Below are 17572 nucleotides of genomic sequence, written 5' to 3'. Positions count from 1 at the left end.
AACGGGGAACTGGCATCCCGGCAGGCTGTTTTTCAGAAAATCAGCAAAACAGGGGCTGTCAACAAAATGCGGGACGGTGCCATTCTGCTGCGATCAGAACAGTTCGTGGATCGGAGCCCCGTTTTCGATAACGGGAATCGGGCGTCCCTTGTCGTCGACATAATGGGTGTCCAGCGGGACACCCATGTAGCGGTAAATCGTGGCTGCCAGGTCTCCCGGGCGAACCGGACGGTGTTTGATATTGGCGCCGTCATGTTCGCTGGAACCGATGACCTGCCCATGATTCAGTCCACCGCCGGCCATGCACATCGACATGACGACCGGCCAGTGATTTCGACCATCAGTACTGCCCTGAGTGCCCGACATGGGAGAGCGGCCGAATTCACCCATGGCAATGACCAGCACATCGTCGAGCAGTCCCCGTTCTTCGAGATCGAGCACGAGGGTGGTCAGCAGGTGATCGAACAGCGGGAGCAGGGGCCCCAGACCATTTTTGATGCCACCATAAGGGGGAATGTTGTCACCATGATTGTCCCACGTCCCGGAGGCGGTGTGATAACTCAAGTCGAGAGTCACGAAAGAACTGCCTGCTTCAACCAGTCGTCGGGCCAGCAGTGCCTGTTGACACCAGAGGTGCTTGCCATAACGATCCCGCATTTCCGCGGACTCCTGGCTGAGATCAAATGCCTGCTGGACCCGTTTTCCGAGGACCATGTTGTAGGCACGCTGGCTGTAGCTGTCGATGGCATTCATGGAGCCGGCCTGGTCGATATCGCTGCGGAGATTATCAAACTGCAGCATCAGATCGCGGCGGTCTTTCATGCGTTCGAAAGAGAGCCCGGGAGCAAACTGAAACATTCTGCCGCCACTCGTTTGCCCGGTGTCTTTACCAACCAGGTCATAGACGGGCAGGTCGGCTGCTTCATTAGCAATGAAGGGATCGTATTCTTTTCCGAGATAGCCTCCCCAGGCGATGTGCGAATGATGTTTCATGAACGCGACATAGGGTGGCATGCCCGGATGATTGGAGCCGTGATGCTTGGCGACGATGGACGCCATCGCGGGGTATTTGTCACCTTTACGATTGGTTCTCGGAGTGGCCTGGAGGTTGGCGGTCTGCATCACCTGGTTGGGCTGATGGCTGCTCATCTTGGGGTCAACCGAGCGGATCAGGGTGAAGCGATCCATCATCGCAGCCTGTTTGGGAAGCCGGTCCGTGATGGTGATTCCCGGGACGTTGGTATGTGTCACTCCGAAAGGGCCGCGGTTCTGAATGGGACGATCCGGTTTCGGATCCCAGGTATCGATGTGGCTGGGGCCTCCTGTCATCCAGAGCAGGATGACGCTCTTTTTGGGGAGAGAGGATTTACCTTCCGAGAGGAGGTGGTCGGACGCGCGTAACAGATTCGGGACCGACAGACCTGCCAGACCAGCCAAAGACGCCTTGAGCATGTTCCGTCGGCTTTGAAGGACGAGCCCTTCGGGTACCAGCGGATTAAAGGCCGTAAAGGCATGCTGTGAATGTGTGCGCGAATGTAGATTGAATTTCATTATCAATTCCACTTCCCATAACGGGTTGACCAAGCGCGAGCGAACCTGCAGTTGAGTTTAACTAAATATTTAATCTTATTTAATATATCGTCTGTTACTGATGTGTTCAATATGATTCTCTGCTGTGGTTGAGAAAATCATCCAAATTGGAGGTGATCAAATCAGATCTGGCTGTCGAAATTGACATCTGCCAGTGATTGGCAGCTGCGGGTATCAGTCCCGGGGTACAACTGGCTCCAGAACGATCCAGTTCAGACAGGTATTGGTGGTGCCCCCTGGTTTGCCGATTTCAATGGTCAACCGGCCATCATTGACATCGACGGTCATGCTCTGTTCCTGAAATGCGCCGCTGACTGTGGACTGATCTTCCATCAGCGGCTTTCCTTCCACGGTGACCCATTGCCCCGTCTGTTCGTGTCCGGCGTCTCCTACACAGACGGTAACGCGGTACTTGCCTGGGGGGACAGTGCATTCCCAGGTGGCATGACTGCGCGTGAAAATGAATGTGTCACGGTATGCTTCCGGGACTCGTTTGCGTTGTCGTTGATTCTGGCTCAGATCCTGCAGCCAGCCAAAGCCACGTTTTTGTTTGAACGGCAGTCCATGATCCGTTTCAAAACCGGAGACGGATGGTGTCTGTTTTCCTGCAAAGTTGATTTTACGAGCCTTGGCAGACAGATCTTTTTTCAGCAGGCCATCCTGATCAGCTGTTAATTTTTCGGGGATCCACTGCAGCGGTTCGCCGGGGGTAAAGAGCGAGGGATCATCAGCATCGGGAATGCCGTCTCCGTCTGCATCACCCGTTTTGAGGCGTGGATAGGGGCGAACAGGAAGGTCTTTGATGGCGGTCCATAACTGCTGGCAGAATGCGCCCCGGGTCAGATCAGCAGGGAGGTCGAGTGTGAGCCCGGTCGGCTGTACTGTCTGCAGTGCCCGCTCTGTTGCAGATTCTCGCCATTCCGGCGTGGCGGGGGCATCCGGATGAAAGTCGACTTCGCGCACTTTCAGGGGCAGGGCACCGCGGGCAGCCAGTCGGTTGATAGCAACGAAAGCAGGGTGTGAAGCCGCCAGATCCCGATAAGGCCAGATCAAGACGGCCAGTCCTTCTTCCGGTTCTCCACACAACGCGTGCCGGACCTGTTCCAGCTGCTGGTGATTAAAGGGGATTTCACGAGGGTCGATGTTCTCTCTCAGGGAGACAGCAGCTGTTGCACCTGCCGCCTGCCCCACGGCGATACACTGATCGTGCAGACGGATGGCAGCGCTGACAATACTGCTGTAGCCGACATTTTTCTGCGCCCCCAGTAAACCATCCATTTCAACGGGTACCAGACTGCGGAGCGGAAACAGACTGCGGTCACTGACCAGGCTGGTATTGCGTCCCGGCTTTTCATAATCGATCCAGGGACCTTTGTTCCCTTCCGATTTCAGATAGGCACGCCCGGTGCGATGGAAGTCGTAATGGAACTGCCAGGCAAACAGGCCGTCGGGGTACATCACGCGGGAAAACCGCTCACGGGCAAATTTCTTGTTGGGGCCATCCATATTCCGCCCGTCCTGCTCACGCATCATATACATGGCTTTCAGACGCAGTGATTCACGGATATAGGGTTTGGGGGGCAGATGATCGGGAGTGCCAAATTCATTACTCAGATGGAAGTGCCGGAAGCTGTTGGTTTGATCGTCTGCACGATCGTGTACGAAATTCTGCAGGTGATAGAACAGGCAGAGCGAGTGCCGTTTAGCATCGTCGAAAATGATCTGACGCTGCTGGCGGTTCATAAGGACGATGTTCTTTGTTGAGGCTCCCGGTTCGGTCGCTTCCAGAGCTTCGCAGACGTGTTGTGGAAGACGCTCCAGGGGGTAGTCCTGGCCCAGCATGTAGTTTAAGAGGATGCTGGTTTTATGATCTTTGCTGGTGTAGCCATCTACAATCCGTCGTACCGTAAAGATGGAAAGCTGGCGGGGAGATGCCTGTCCCGCAGCGGGCCAGTGGGGAATTGAGCCCATTTTTTTGATCGGGCGATCCCAGTTCAGATGCTTCATCTCTGCAAAACTCAGCTTCGAGGTCCGCACGAAACAGCGATCATCATACTGTGCCGGTTTCGGAATCGGCGTATCGTGGTCTGACTCTTCCACGACCATCGCCCAGGTAATCGGGTTCATTTCATTGGGAGGATAGTCATCGAGCGTCAAAGGGGCACTCGGTTCTCCATAGCGCGAGCGGGGATCGGCTCCGACTTCGAAAGCGGCACCGGCAACCTGGATGACATCGCCCCAGTCAGAGGCATCGATGGTCAGCCGGGCCTTGAAATGCAGGTCGGGAGTTTCCGACCCGATCGGTGCCAACCAGAGCCCTGTCAGTCGGGGATGGGAGCCTGATTGATTGACGTCTGCCTTGACCGGGTAATGTTTTGTAATCAGACGGACCTGCCCGCTCTGGACGTAGGGCTGGAGCAGTTTGCGAAAGATCGCTTCAGCTTCTGCCGGACGGAACGTGGAAGGACCATGAAAGGGGCGTCCCGGCATGGGGGAGCCATACTTTTGAGTATTGAAGTCTTCGATCCCATCCATCAGTTCCTTGAACAGGCCACTGCGATGGAAGGAGCGTTTCATCGGGTGCCAGTCGACTCCCCAACCAACTTTTCCCGGGCCTTTGTTTTCATCGACACAGGCGAGTGCCTGTTCCGTATATTGTCCACCCAGCCATTCCCCGTCCATCACCAGGGTGATCGAATTGACTCCCAGACGAGCCGCCTGGATCGCAGCGGCCCAGCCCGATTCGGTCCCGCCGACGATCAGTAAATCGGTCTGTCGTTCGGGCAGTCGAGCCTGGGTCAGATTTTCTGAAAAAAAACAGAGAAACCAGCAGAGGAGCGCGATCTTCTTTTTCATGAGCCGTGTTTATTTCTGATTAAGACTGTATTGATATTCTGTTTTAGATGGCAAAGCCAACAAAACTATACAGCTGCATCATACGCCACGAGCCCCTGTATTGTCATCTCTCTTCTGGATTCTGGCAGCTTTTCTGACGCCGGACACTTTGCTTGCCCTTGAGTGAACGCAGGCGATCCACTCAGCAACTTGAACGGTCTGGCATTGATTTTGCTTCCGTAACGCATTGTTAACTGATCCTTGATCTATCAACCAATTGAGCCTCAAAAAGCAGCATGATCTGCAGGTTCTCTAGGCAGTCAAAGTCAGGGGCAGGTTCATTCCAGTTCTGATTTGGATTTTTTCAGGAGTTAATTGATGTCAAAGTCGTTGAGGCCGAAACGGGGTTTTACTTTGATTGAACTGCTGGTGGTCATCGCCATCATCGCAATTCTGATTGCCCTTTTGTTACCTGCTGTACAGCAGGCCCGTGAAGCAGCCAGAAGATCTCAGTGTAAAAATAACTTAAAGCAACTGGGGCTGGCGCTGCACAACTATCATGAAACATTTTCAGTTCTGCCTCCCGCTCATATTGGTCGTTGTACAACACCACGGCTGATGGCATCAGGGCTGACCATGCTGCTGCCTTACATCGATCAGGCTCCTCTGTACAACATGTATAACTCAAGCGGTTGTGCGACGACTCACTCCAGCATCACTTCCGGTACGACAGGAACGCTCTCGGCTGGAGATGATCCGGTAACCAACGGGAATGCCGCTGTTGTTAAAACACTGGTGACTGTATTCCTGTGTCCTTCGGATGACGGAACCTACTTTATTCCCTCTACCACAGGCAGCTACGGTATTTCGGCGACCAATACCGGAACAGGTGGTGCGAAAACCAACTATGATTTCATCACCATTACTCCTTACAATTCTTGTGAAAACTGGACACTGACTGCTCCCACCAGCCGCTGCATGTTCGGCGATAACAGCAAATGCCGCCTGGACGATGTGAAAGACGGAACCAGTAACACCCTGATGATGGGCGAAACGACCCGAACCGTTTACAACGGCGGGACAAATGCCTGGGGTTATCGCGGTCACGTGATGGTCGGTCTGAATCTGGTTTCTTACCCGATCAACCGATTCTACTATTCTTCTCTTTCGCCTCCAGAACTGCCTCAGGGCAAACTGGGAAGCTGGGCCTATGCCGGTAGTCTCCATACCGGGGGAGCACACTTCCTGCTGGCAGACGGGTCGGTTCACTTCCTGAGTGAGAACATCGATACCACCACCCGCCAGAATCTGGCACGAATGGCTGATGGTAAGATCATTGGTGAATTCTAAGCCCGTTTTTGAATTCAGTCGATTTGAACTTCCTTGTGAAATTCGTTTTATGATGAGGAAACTCGAAACAATGTTACAACGTTTCAGCTTATGCTTGGTTTGCTGTAGTCTGGTAGTCGGGCTGACTGGTTGTGGAGGTGGTGCGGCCGAAAAGCCTCTGCCGAACACAGTGCCTGTTTCCGGATCTGTCACGATGAAAGGTAAACCTCTGGTTTCTGCAACGGTGACTTTCGTACCACAGGGAGAAACCAAAGGAGTCGAGTGTGTTGGCTTCACGGATGAATCCGGCAAATTCAAATTAAAACAGGTCCGAGGTGGGGAAGGGGCTCCTCCCGGCAGCTATAAAGTTGTCATCAATCATTTTGTGAAGGGAGATGGTTCTCCGATCAAAATCGATGGTTCAGAGCCTCCAGCTAATCTCGGTGCTGTTGAATCACTGCCGATCAAATACAGCAGTTTTCTGGACTCTAAACTGACAGCCCAGGTCAACGATGCCGGAGGCGAATTTACTTTCGACCTCAAATAGTGATGGCGAGCCAGACTGGCGTCGACGTCATGCAATCCTGCTAAAATCAGTACGGTCCCCGGTTTTATTTCGACTTTGAAATTGAACTGGGGCCGTTTTATTTGAATACGAATTCAGTTTGAGGTCTGGTTGGAGAAATTGACTCCCATTGATGATCGATCAAAGTGGGAAAGCGTCGATCTCACTGATTTCCCTGGATGAGTGTGATGAATTGCTGGACAGGGATCTGCTTCCAGTGTTCTGACTTTCCGTCAGGCCAGATGACTGTGAGCTGATCAATCTGCCTGGCCTGGCCCGTAGGAATGATTACTCGCGGGTCATTGGAACTCTGAAAGCTTCCTCCTGCCGGAATACAGAAGAGTTGTTCGACTCCCTCGATCGTCGCTTTCAGTGAGACCCCCAGCGGTTCCCGAACGGAGTTTGTCCCAATGAGTCTGACAGAAACACTGTTACCTGTCCGGGGACTGTCATTCCGCAGCAGGGCGACCGGTTTCAATTCGGGAGAGGTGACCAGGTCAGTATCACCATCGTTGTCGAGGTCTGCAGACGCGACGGCACGCCCCAGCAGACGCTTCTGGAAATAGGGGCCCGCGGTTGGGGAGACATCTCGAAAGCGTTTGCCCTGCTGGTTCAGGTAAACCTGTTGAGTCATTTCATAGTCATGCTCGGTCTGGCCATCACTCAAATTCCAGATATGCCCATTGGCGATGAACAGATCGGGCCATTGATCGAGATTGAAATCAGCGGCGATTGTTCCGAACGCCAGTTTGGGGCGCGAGTTTGTGTCCAGCCCCAGACGCGTATTGCTGCTTACAAAGACACCGGAATCGATCTGTTCATAAAAATCATTAGGGGAATTTTCAAAGTTGGTGACAAACAGGTCAAAACGGCCGTTCCTGTTGAAGTCGGCACAGGCAATCCCCATGGAGGATTGTGGCATGCCGTTATCGCCGACAGCGACTCCCTGCAGCAGTGCCTGCTCCTCAAACGTCAGTTTGCCGGTATTGTGAAAAAAGAAATTGTCCGTCATATCATTGGCGACAAAGATATCGAGCAAGCCATCATCGTCCAGGTCGACAATCTGGACAGCCAGTCCTTTGCCGGCTTCCGGTCTGGTGATTCCTGCTGCTGCAGAACGGTCGACGAAGAGACCATCACCAGAATTCTCAAATAAGATATCCGGCTGCGCGGTACGACCGATGGGACCGCATGAAATTTTGATTCGCTCACCGTGCAAGGTGGTATAGCAGGGGGGATCAGTTTTGTCATAATCCACATAATTCGTGACGTACAAATCGAGGTCCCCATCTCCGTCCAGGTCGGCAAACGCAGCGCTGGTCCCCCAGTGCTGCGCATCACCTGTACCGGTCAGGTCGGTGATCTCGGTGAAGGTTCCATCTCCGTTGTTCTGCCAGAAGATGTTCTTCCCATACGCACAGAGGTAAAGATCGACAAATCCGTCGTTGTCATAGTCACCGCAGGCGACTCCCATTCCAAAGCCGGAATGATTGACCCCCGCGAGAGCTGCGACCGGTTCATACTGCAGGGATTTCCCCTGTTGACCGGTCGCTCGGTACAACTGATGGGTCTGGCCTGTTTTCTCTGCAGGTTGCTCGAAGTGGGATCCGTTTGAAAAGAAAAGATCCAGTTGGCCGTCCAGATCATAATCCAGGCAGGCGACTCCTCCCCCGTTCTGTTCCACCATGTAATGTTCCGGGCTGGGGTTCCCATAGTAGGTAAAGTCGATCCCGGACGCTTTTGCAATCTCTGTGAATCGAAAGGGACTGGTGAGATCCACTGTAGCTGTTGGTGCCGAGGCGGCTTCTGACCTGTTTTCGTCAGCCTGATGAGCAGATTCGATTGAGACAGCAGGCTCATCGCTGCATCCCGATCCTGCACAGAACGGGAGTAACCAGAGCAGCAACAGACAGGCGATCTCTTTACCATGATGGGCGAACAAAGTGGTTTACCTCTTACTCTTTCTTGGGCTGACGTGATCGCCCTGTTGCGCTGACGGGGCGACCTGATCTCAGATGGATGATGCAATTTCTTTCCACAGGCGGGCCTGCAGCGGTTTTCCCAGTGTTTCCAGATATGAGGCAATCTGCTGACAATCTTCTCTGGTCGGATTTTCGAGCGCGCCACTGGCGACAATCTGGTAGAGTTGCTGATGGCTGGATGCCAGGATTTTTACTTTCTGAAACATCTGTTGTGCTTCTTCGTAGTGGCCGGACGCCTGATGAATTGTTCCACACTGTTGCAGATATTGAATTTCATGCGGATTTATCTTGAGTGCAAGCTGCATTTCTTCCAGGGCACGAGGAAGTTCTTTCTGCTGAAAGTACAGTCGACATTTCAGGAAATGCCAGCGGTCATCCTGCTGTAATAGTTTCTCAAGTTCTACCGGATACGCTTTCTGTGGTTGCAGAATGGTTTCACATTTCTGTTCGTCGCCAGTTTCGAGGTAGAAATCGGCCGCAGTCAGAATTGTTTCCAGGCGTTCTGGATTGATCGTCAGAGATTGTTCGATCAGATCACGGGCCTGTTCAATCTGTCCCAGTTTCCAGTGGCAATATCCCAGAGCCAGCAGGATTGATGCCTGCCCAGGCTCTGCCTGGTTGATTCGTTTCAGCAGAGCGATCGACTCCTGAGCAATGGGTGGTTTGAACTCCATTTGCAGAAGATGATACAGCAGAGGGTAAGGATTCTCTGCCTGGAGTAATTTGGCGCGCAAGAGGTTTTGTGCCTCGCGCAAACGGAGCTGATTGAAATAGAGCCACTGCAGTTCCGTGATCGCTTGCGGAGAGTTGGGGGAGACTTCCAGAAACCGTTGGAGGGCCGCTTCGGCCTGTTCCATGTTTGCAGACTGCAGGCAGGCTTTGGCTGCATTGATCAGAGCAGGCTGGTACAACTCTGAGTCGGCTGAGATTTTCAAAAAGTATCTGGCAGCATCTGCATAGTTCTTCTTTTGATAATAACAATGCCCCAACAGAAAAGCGGCCTGCTCATTCTCGGGGGCCACCTCGGCCAGATCCTGTAATTCCTCAATCGCCTGATCAATTTTTTTTGCAGTCAGCAGTTGTTCTGCCGATTTGATAATGGCGCGCATTTGTGCGGGAGCCGGCTTGCGTTGCTTTGAGCTTGCCACCCAGACCAGACCGGCCAGGCAGAAGATTCCTGTGATTACATAAAGGCGTTTGCGCAAGAGTCACTCTTTTCAGCAAAGTCCGGAACCGGACGAAAGATTTTCAGGGGGAGATTTATTAGATGACTCCCGTTTGAGAGGCTGGTCTGTATTACGTTTCTGAGGCAGGGCGAGAAGAAATATTTTCCTATTTTGCGTGATCACAACAGGTTTAGAGCCATTATAAAAGGGAAATTCATTATTTTCTAACAATTAATAATTTTTACAAAACTCTTATTGCAAAACCGACATTAACAAGGTGAAATAGGGCTTAGACATTTCTTTTTAAGATTTATATACTAAGTCGAAAATCGCGCTCGCACAAATTGACTGAGTCATTTCTGTTTTTATTCATTTTATCAGGAGCTCGGCATGCGTGTTCTAATTGAGCGTAAGCGTGGTTTTACCCTTATTGAATTGCTGGTGGTGATTGCCATCATCGCGATTCTGATTGCCCTTCTATTACCTGCGGTTCAGCAGGCGCGTGAGGCTGCCCGGCGCAGTCAGTGCAAAAACAATCTCAAGCAGCTTGGTCTGGCTTTACACAATTATGTGGATACAACCAACGGAGTGATTCCGCGTGGAGTTAACCACTACAACGCCCCTTCCTGCTGTTGTGTGACGGATAATGGTAACTACGCACATACCATTCATACCATGCTGTTGCCATATCTGGATCAGACCCCGCTTTACAACACGATCAATTTTTCTGTAGATCCACAGAATGCGGCCAATGCACAGGTTCGACGAACCAAAGTTACCGTATTTCTCTGTCCCAGCGCGCTGCTCGTTGAAGATGGTACTTACGCGCAACATAACTATCCGACTGCCAGTGCCAATCATGGTTACGGGTTGTGTGGTCGTCATGGTTCTGACACAACCAACGGTATCTTTGCCTCTCGTTGGGGGATAGTCGATTCTTCCTCGGGAGCCGTCTATGCAGGTCAGATGCGTCTGCAGAACGTCACAGATGGTACCAGTAATACGATCACATTTTCGGAGTTTGCTAAAGGGCAGGATTACGTGCTTCCCACTTCTCATAAGAATAATATGGGACGCAGCTGGTACGATCCGACAGCCGGCTACGGAAATATCGGCTTCTCAACCCGCATCGACGCGACCCCCAACAATCCCAAGCCAACCTATAGTACAACCATTAACTGGGGAACTGTGGGCAGTGCTCACGAGGGGGGCGTGCATTGTGGCTTTATGGACGGTGCCGTTCGCTTTATCAGTGAAAATATTGATGGTCGACAGTGGCAGGCACTCTGTACTCCCCGAGGTGGTGAGGTTGTTGAGGTTCCCTGAACAGGCTGTCTGAGCCCAGTTCAAATTTCTTGATACACACTGAGCTTTGGCTCGGTGTGTATGCTTTTCTTTATTTCATTGATCCTGTTGAGTGGAATGAACATGTTAAGAGCATCTGAAAAAATCTTATGTTATTGCAGTCTGTTGATCATGACTGTTGTGATCTGTGGATGTGGCAATCCAGCAATGGTGGATGAGAGCCAGTCCGTAGAAATTACCGGTGTGGTCACGCTGGATGGAAAACCGCTGAATGATGCCGAGGTCACTTTTTTACCTGCTGACGGCGATCCGCTGGTGGGACCTGCCCTGGTCATTACAGACAGCCAGGGGAGCTACACGATGTCAGTGAATGCACCTCGCGAGTATAAAGTCAATGTGGACCGGATGATGAATGGCGGACCGAACCCGAAATTGAAAGAGTATCAGGGAGAGGCGACCTCACTCACGGCAAACGTTTCCGCAGACAGTAAAACCTTCAACTTTGACCTAAAGAGCGCACAGTGATCAGCTGAGGTTGGAGTCCGAAAATCAGATTAAATCCGCCGCTGTAGTCTCACGACAGCGGCGGTTTTTTTACCTGTCTGTAGCTAAAATGACTGTTTGAACCATGTCGCTGGCTTTCAAACTATCTTATATATAAACGCCTTGTTATATTAGGGGAGGCTGAATCAACGTGTTTCTGTCTCCTGTGAGATTGAGGGGAGTCTTGATGTGTGAGCGATTTTCTGCCTCCCAGCACTGTACGAAATGGTATGCGCTGGTTTTCTGCTGGTGCATTCCCCTGGCTGGCTTCTCTCTGCCGCTGTTTGCAGAAAACAATCCAGTCAAGCAGATCACAGCAGACCATAAAATCTCCTTCGCTAAAGACATTCTCCCGATCCTGAAGGCTCACTGTATCGAATGCCATGCTGGAGCTGAGCCGGAGAGCAGCTTTTCACTCAGCACGCGGCGAACCGCCCTGGCGGGAGGAAATTATGGGAAAGCCGTCATTCCCAGACAGCCCGCTCGTAGCCTGCTGTTTCAGATGATCTCGGGGACGCATCCGGACAAGATTGTGATGCCACCGGAAGGAGAGCGGCTGTCAGTGCGCGAAATTGCCCTGATCCGGGACTGGATCCAACAGGGGGCATCCTGGCCGGAAAAACTCGTTATCAGCACCGAGACAAAAAACAAATCCCAGGAGAATCACTGGGCCTTTCAGCCAATCACGAAACCAGAGCTACCGCAGCTTAAGCAGAACAATTGGTGTCGCAATGAAATTGATTATTTCATTTTGCATCGCCTGGAGCAGGAACAGATTTCCCCAGCGGCAACGGCTGATCCAACGACACTCATCCGCCGGGTCACGCTGGATCTGATCGGGTTACCTCCGACTCCGGAGGAAGTGGCAGCGTTCGTGAATGACACGCGTCCGGATGCCTATGAACGACTGGTGGATCGTCTGCTGCAGTCACCTCATTTTGGTGAGAAATGGGCGCGCCCCTGGCTGGATTTGTGTCACTATGCAGACAGTGACGGATATCTGACGGATGCGGTCCGACCTCATGCCTGGCGGTTTCGAGACTGGGTGGTGCGTTCCCTGAATCAGAACAAGCCCTTCGACCAGTTTACCATCGAACAGATCGCCGGTGACCTGCTACCCGACAGTCCACCCGAAGCGCAGGCTGGGACCGGTTTTCTCCGCCAGACCCTCAGTAACCGCGAAGGAGGGGCAGACCTGGAAGAATTTCGGGTCAATAAAGTTGTCGATCGTACCAAACTGATGGGCACCATCTGGCTGGGGCTCACGCTGGACTGCTGTCGCTGTCATAATCACAAGTACGACCCCATCAGTCAGAAGGAGTTCTATCAGCTCTACTCCTTTTTCAATTCGGCATTTGAAGTCAATATCGATGCCCCACTGCCTCAGGATCAACCTCTATTAAAGCAACGGCAGGCTTATCAGCAGAAACGTCAGGCGCTCATCGATCCGATCCGCGAACCCCTGGAACAGTTGCAGCGAGAGTGGGAGCAGAAGATGCTGTATGCGGCAGAGCATCCAGCAGAAGATCACCATTGGGCGCGTGCCTGGGAGGTGATGGGGCTGGTCTGGGGCCTCCGTTCCGGCGAAGGACAACAGGAAGGTCTGGAGATCATTAAAATGGATCCAGCCCAGCGGAGCCAGCGTCAGCGCGACGATCTGCTCGATTACTTTCTGGCTCGGGGACACCTGGTGGACAGCGCCCGATTCAAAGAGCTCAAACTGGGAGAACTCGCCAGAAATCTGTCTGCACTGCGGAAGGAATATCCGGCTGTTTCCCGGGCACCCGCGATGCAGGAAATGCGGACCCCGAAACAGGCGTTTGTGCATCTGCGCGGCTCTCATCTCTCACCAGGGGTCCCTGTAGAACCAGGGACGCCCCGCTCACTCTCTCCTTTCCAGCCGGAAGGTAAGCCGGACCGACTCGATCTGGCGCATTGGCTTGTGTCGCATGAGAATCCACTGACGGCCCGAGTGACCGTGAATCGAATCTGGCAGGAATATTTTGGTCAGGGTATCGTGATCTCCTCGGATGAATTCGGGACTCAAGGCGATCGTCCCTCACATCCAGAGTTACTGGACTGGCTGGCCTGGCAGTTCAGAGAGAATGGCTGGGATGTTAAAGCCCTGCATCGTCTGATTGTAACCTCTGCAACCTATCGCCAGTCTTCAAAAATGAGACCTGAAATACAGGAGAAAGATCCCGCCAATCGACTCCTCAGCCATCAGACGAGCCTGAGGCTCTCTGCCGAACTCGTACGCGATCAAGCGCTGGCAGTCAGTGGTTTGCTCAACGAAAAAACGGGAGGTCCCTGTGTGCGTCCTCCTCAACCCGACAGTGTGGTGATGGAAGCCTTTGGATCCAACACCTGGGAGGTCAGTTCGGGGGACGACCGCTACCGCAGGGGGCTCTATACGCTGATTTTGAGAACATCGCCTTATGCACAATCGGTAATCTTCGATGCACCGAATCCGAGCCAGACCTGCACGCGTCGGGACCGATCCAATACACCTCTGCAGGCATTAACGCTGTTGAACGATCCGGTGTTTTATGAAGCGGCACAACATCTGGGACAGAGAGTCGTCAAAGAGAGTTCCGGGGATCTGGATCAGCAGATCAGCTACGCATTCCGGCTCTGTCTGGCACGAACACCGCAGAAAGCGGAACGGGAACGTTTGAAAGCGTTGTATCGAGAGCAAATCCGGAAGCAGCCCGCTGACAAAGCGACTCCTGAAAAACAGGCAGCGGCCTGGACCGTCGTCGCCAGCGTATTACTCAACCTGCACGAATTTATTACACGGGACTGAGACCGATGCTATCACCTGATCCCTGGCTCAATCTGAAACGACGACATTTTCTGCAATCGACCGCCTGTGGGCTGGGGGGGATGGCACTCAACAGTCTTTTAGCGCGTGATGGCCTGGCAGAGTCGACATCGCTTAATGCGGTCAATCCATTGGCGGTCAAGTCACCACATTTCAAGCCTCGCGCTAAAAATGTGATCTTTATCTTCATGTCGGGCGGACCGAGCCAGATGGATCTGTTCGATCCCAAACCAGAATTACAGAAACTGCATGGTCAGCCGGTGCCTGAGTCCTTTCTGAAAGGGATCCAGGACGCCCTCATCAAATCGACCGCGCAAGTGATGGCTTCACCGCGCAAGTTCAAGAAGTACGGAGACTCAGGCCTCGATTTTTCAGACAACCTGCCGCATTTGGGGACCTGTGCCGATGATCTCTGTATGATCCGTACGGTTCAGACTGACGTGAGCAACCATCACCCGGCCCAGATGCTGATGAACAGCGGCTCGACGATGTTTGACCGCCCCAGTATGGGTTCCTGGGTGACCTACGGACTGGGAAGCGAATCTGAAAACCTGCCCGGTTATGTCGTCCTGCTGTCGAATTCAGGGAAGGGAGTCGACGGCGGTTCTTCGCTGTGGACGAATGGAATTCTCCCATCCACCTATCGCGGGGTGACCTTTCGCAGTCGGGGTGAGGCGATTCTGTATCTCTCTAACCCCCAGGGAGTTTCACCAGAGATGCAGCAGGATCGCATCAACGCGATCCGGGATCTGAATGCCATGCGGTATGATCAGGTGGGAGATCCGGAAATCGGCTCGCGCATCGCGGCTTACGAACTGGCGTATCGGATGCAGACTGCCGCACCGGATCTGCTGGATTTCAGTGATGAGTCAAAGTCGACCCTCAATATGTACGGGATAGATAACGAGACGACCAACTGGTTTGGCAGTAATGCACTGCTGGCCCGCCGCATGATTGAGCGGGGAGTCCGCTTCGTGCAGCTGTATCATTCCACCTGGGACGATCATTCGAATCTCGACAAAAACCTGAAGACGAACTGCGATATGACCGACCAGCCCTCTGCCGCTTTAATCAAGGATCTGAAGCAGCGAGGGTTGCTGGAAGACACGCTCGTGATCTGGGGAGGGGAATTCGGCCGGACTCCCATGACCGAAGTCCGTCGCGGCTCTTCACCAGGCCGGGAAGGGCGGGACCATCATCCCTTCAGCTTTACCATGCTGATGGCCGGGGGCGGCGTGAAAGCCGGGACTGTCATTGGCAAAACCGATGAACTCGGCTTCTACCCGGTCGAGCAACCCGTGCACCTGCATAATCTGCATGCCACCATCCTGCATCAATTGGGCTTCGATCACACAAAGCTCGTCGTCAAGCATAAGGGGCTTGACTATCGCCTGACCGGCGTCGAGGGGGAAGTGCTCGACATGCTCCTGGCTTAAACAGGTCTATCAGCGGCTCACGAATTTTTCGAAGCCTGCGCGATGATGTCCAGGCCGACCAGTTCGCTCCAGGCAGCAATCAACTGTTTTGTGATTGGTCCGACTTTGCCATCGCCGATGTCGATACCATTAAATTTCGTTGCCGGCATGATGCAGTAGGGCGTACTGGTGAAAAAGGCTTCATCCGCAGTCGTGACATCATAGGGGAGCAGGTGTCCTTCTTCGACTGGAATATTCAGTTTTTCACCCAGCTGAAAAATCGTCTGTCGGCTGATGCCGTCCAGGCAGTTAATCGTACTGGGAGTGCGAATACGATTGTTTGAAATCAGAAAGAAGTTGCCCCCCTTGTTTTCAGAGAGATAACCGTCGGTATCGAGCAACAGGCTCTGGGCGTGTGGATCAACCAGTTTGACTTCGGACTCCGCCAGCGTGTAAATGAAACGGCTGCGGTTTTTGATACGGGCATCCAGCGACTGTGCCGGCTGAATGCGGGTAAAAGGAGTGACGGCATGGCAGCCTGACTGATAAAAATCAGCCCAGTAACTCAGATCGAGGGGCAGGGTGATAATCATTACGGTTGAATGAGAATCTGCGGGTTTCTGGCCGCTCGAAGGGACCCATTGCCCCGGGGTGATGTTGTGAATAATCCAGGCATCTGTCCCCGCAGCATAGTTGGGTTCATTTTTCTGCCAGACTTCCAGAGTCAGCTTTTCGAGTTCATCCGGTGTCATCCCAGCATCAAACCGAGCGGCCTTGAGGCTGAGGTACAGACGATCGATATGGTCACGCAGGCGATAAGGCTGGTGCCCAAACGTGCGTGTCGATTCTGTGACTGTCATTCCCAGGCTGATCGCACCGTCGAAAATCGAGATTTTAGCTTCATCCGCAGGAACGTACTCACCATTCAGGTAAACCAGGTTCTGTGTCATGGAAGTCCTTTCAAGGTTTGGTTGGGGGCAGCTCAAAGCAGGAAAAGCAGGGAGACTCGTAAGACTTTAATTCTCCCTGTTCGTGTCTCAGTATCAGACAGGCGGTGCCTGGTTTCTGGCTCAGTAGGGCAATTCCTTTTTCGGGACCCAGCACACTAATGGCAGAGGCCAGACTGTCCGCAGACATGCCGTCGGGAGTGATGACGGTGACGCGACTCTGATCGGTCAGCCCCAGTCCGGTATGGGGATTCACAATATGGGAGTAGCGTGTGCCATCGATGACCACATGTTGGAGTGCATCGCCCGACGTGGCGACCGCGCAGTTTTTCAGTTGCAGGTAACGATCGATTTTGGCTCCCGGAGCGTCGGAAGAGGAGATCCCGATTTTCCAGCCGCAACTTCCGGGGGGCGGATCCCCGAGGGCCAGATCGCCGCTGGCGTCGATCATCACCCGGTCAATCCCGTGCGCTTTCAATATGTGTAAAGCCACATCAGCCGCATACCCTTTGGCGATCCCTCCCAGGTCGAGTCGCATACCCGGTTTGAGGAGTTCCACGGTTTGGTTCTGCTCCGATAGCCGCATCCATTGGGAGCCGACCAGGTCTCGGGCGGTCTGCAGGCGCTCGCTGTCAGGCATCTGTTTTCGGCGGCGGGCTCTTCGCCAGAGCCGGACCACGGGGCTGATAGTGACATCGAACGCGCCATCGGTCTCCCGGGAAAGTGCTTGACTTCTTTTCAGTACCTTGAACAGGTCGAGGCTGACTTTGACCGGTTTTCCGGGGCCGGATAACTGGCACAACTGGTTTAACTCGCTATTGGGATCATAGTCACTGAGGACTTTGTTAAGTTCCTTTACACGGCGGAAAGCAATTTGAGAGGCATTGTTTGCGATTGGTTTGTCCGTTGCATATAATACGATTCTCCACTGCACTCCCATATGTACTTCCTGAAATTCATACCGATGCAGAATTTCGCTATCCGTGCACTGTTGATTGCCTGACAATGTGGAGAGCAACAGGCATGTCTGATATATGTAAGACATCTTCCATCCAGATCTAAAGTCTGATT

The 17572-nt window shown here is 52.9% G+C and carries 12 protein-coding genes; 6 read left to right on the top strand and 6 right to left on the bottom strand.

Annotated elements, in window-relative coordinates; translation table 11 throughout:
• Window positions 1-93 precede the first annotated feature (93 nt).
• Together Enr10x_RS19765 and Enr10x_RS19760 are read right to left on the bottom strand one after the other, a co-directional pair.
• The gene (locus Enr10x_RS19765) at window positions 94-1551 is read right to left on the bottom strand and encodes a DUF1501 domain-containing protein (protein WP_145451101.1); all 1458 of its coding nucleotides are present in this window, start codon (window positions 1549-1551) and stop codon (window positions 94-96) included.
• A 213-nt stretch (window positions 1552-1764) separates the two neighbouring features.
• Window positions 1765-4446 carry an FAD-dependent oxidoreductase gene (locus tag Enr10x_RS19760; RefSeq protein WP_145451100.1) on the bottom strand — a complete coding sequence of 894 codons (2682 nt, stop codon included), beginning with the start codon at window positions 4444-4446 and terminating at the stop codon, window positions 1765-1767.
• Window positions 4447-4803: 357 nt separating this feature from the next.
• Here Enr10x_RS19760 and Enr10x_RS19755 point away from each other — a divergent pair, with 357 nt between their 5' ends.
• The gene (locus tag Enr10x_RS19755; protein WP_145111797.1) at window positions 4804-5775 is read left to right on the top strand and encodes a DUF1559 domain-containing protein; all 972 of its coding nucleotides are present in this window, start codon (window positions 4804-4806) and stop codon (window positions 5773-5775) included.
• A gap of 193 nt (window positions 5776-5968) precedes the next feature.
• Entirely contained in the window at window positions 5969-6301 is a 333-nt protein-coding gene (locus Enr10x_RS19750; protein WP_232093061.1) for a carboxypeptidase regulatory-like domain-containing protein, read from the top strand.
• 181 nt (window positions 6302-6482) lie between these two features.
• On the opposite strand, the gene Enr10x_RS19745 is transcribed toward Enr10x_RS19750, so the two are convergent.
• Both Enr10x_RS19745 and Enr10x_RS19740 read right to left on the bottom strand, forming a co-directional pair.
• A complete protein-coding gene (locus tag Enr10x_RS19745) occupies window positions 6483-8261 on the bottom strand; it encodes a CRTAC1 family protein (protein ID WP_145111794.1) in 1779 nt (592 codons plus the stop codon).
• 69 nt (window positions 8262-8330) lie between these two features.
• Window positions 8331-9506 (bottom strand): tetratricopeptide repeat protein, encoded by a 1176-nt coding sequence (locus tag Enr10x_RS19740; protein ID WP_145111791.1) that lies wholly within the window; start codon window positions 9504-9506, stop codon window positions 8331-8333.
• A 351-nt stretch (window positions 9507-9857) separates the two neighbouring features.
• Here Enr10x_RS19740 and Enr10x_RS19735 point away from each other — a divergent pair, with 351 nt between their 5' ends.
• From Enr10x_RS19735 to Enr10x_RS19720, 4 genes are all read left to right on the top strand, one after another.
• Window positions 9858-10793: a DUF1559 domain-containing protein gene (locus Enr10x_RS19735; protein ID WP_145111788.1), complete on the top strand. Its 936-nt coding sequence runs from the start codon at window positions 9858-9860 to the stop codon at window positions 10791-10793.
• A gap of 102 nt (window positions 10794-10895) precedes the next feature.
• Window positions 10896-11297, top strand: a complete 402-nt coding sequence (locus Enr10x_RS19730; RefSeq protein WP_145111785.1) for a DUF4198 domain-containing protein — start codon at window positions 10896-10898, stop codon at window positions 11295-11297.
• Window positions 11298-11502: 205 nt separating this feature from the next.
• Window positions 11503-14121: a PSD1 and planctomycete cytochrome C domain-containing protein gene (locus Enr10x_RS19725; protein ID WP_145451099.1), complete on the top strand. Its 2619-nt coding sequence runs from the start codon at window positions 11503-11505 to the stop codon at window positions 14119-14121.
• Window positions 14122-14126: 5 nt separating this feature from the next.
• Entirely contained in the window at window positions 14127-15575 is a 1449-nt protein-coding gene (locus Enr10x_RS19720; RefSeq protein WP_145451098.1) for a DUF1501 domain-containing protein, read from the top strand.
• Window positions 15576-15592: 17 nt separating this feature from the next.
• Here the strand turns inward: Enr10x_RS19720 and Enr10x_RS19715 are convergent, their stop codons facing one another.
• On the bottom strand, window positions 15593-16504 hold the full coding sequence (locus tag Enr10x_RS19715; RefSeq protein WP_145451097.1) for an aminotransferase class IV: 912 nt from the start codon (window positions 16502-16504) through the stop codon (window positions 15593-15595).
• Window positions 16505-16514: 10 nt separating this feature from the next.
• Window positions 16515-17546, bottom strand: coding sequence for an FAD:protein FMN transferase (locus Enr10x_RS19710; RefSeq protein ID WP_145451096.1), 1032 nt, complete (start codon window positions 17544-17546; stop codon window positions 16515-16517).
• Window positions 17547-17572 lie beyond the last annotated feature (26 nt).

The organism is Gimesia panareensis (genome assembly GCF_007748155.1).
GTDB classification, from domain to species: domain Bacteria; phylum Planctomycetota; class Planctomycetia; order Planctomycetales; family Planctomycetaceae; genus Gimesia; species Gimesia panareensis.
The sequence above is the reverse complement of the archived record's forward strand: the minus strand, read 5'-3'. Positions and strand labels throughout refer to the sequence as shown.

Excerpts from the sequence above, each read along its gene's own strand:
- Enr10x_RS19715 (WP_145451097.1), bottom strand. The coding sequence starts at position 16,504 with ATGACACAGAACCTGGTTTACCTGAATGGTGAGTACGTTCCTGCGGAT.
- Enr10x_RS19755 (WP_145111797.1), top strand. The coding sequence starts at position 4,804 with ATGTCAAAGTCGTTGAGGCCGAAACGGGGTTTTACTTTGATTGAACTG.
- Enr10x_RS19765 (WP_145451101.1), bottom strand. The coding sequence starts at position 1,551 with ATGAAATTCAATCTACATTCGCGCACACATTCACAGCATGCCTTTACG.
- Enr10x_RS19725 (WP_145451099.1), top strand. The coding sequence starts at position 11,503 with ATGTGTGAGCGATTTTCTGCCTCCCAGCACTGTACGAAATGGTATGCG.
- Enr10x_RS19750 (WP_232093061.1), top strand. The coding sequence starts at position 5,969 with ATGAAAGGTAAACCTCTGGTTTCTGCAACGGTGACTTTCGTACCACAG.
- Enr10x_RS19720 (WP_145451098.1), top strand. The coding sequence starts at position 14,127 with ATGCTATCACCTGATCCCTGGCTCAATCTGAAACGACGACATTTTCTG.
- Enr10x_RS19735 (WP_145111788.1), top strand. The coding sequence starts at position 9,858 with ATGCGTGTTCTAATTGAGCGTAAGCGTGGTTTTACCCTTATTGAATTG.
- Enr10x_RS19760 (WP_145451100.1), bottom strand. The coding sequence starts at position 4,446 with ATGAAAAAGAAGATCGCGCTCCTCTGCTGGTTTCTCTGTTTTTTTTCA.
- Enr10x_RS19730 (WP_145111785.1), top strand. The coding sequence starts at position 10,896 with ATGTTAAGAGCATCTGAAAAAATCTTATGTTATTGCAGTCTGTTGATC.
- Enr10x_RS19710 (WP_145451096.1), bottom strand. The coding sequence starts at position 17,546 with ATGTCTTACATATATCAGACATGCCTGTTGCTCTCCACATTGTCAGGC.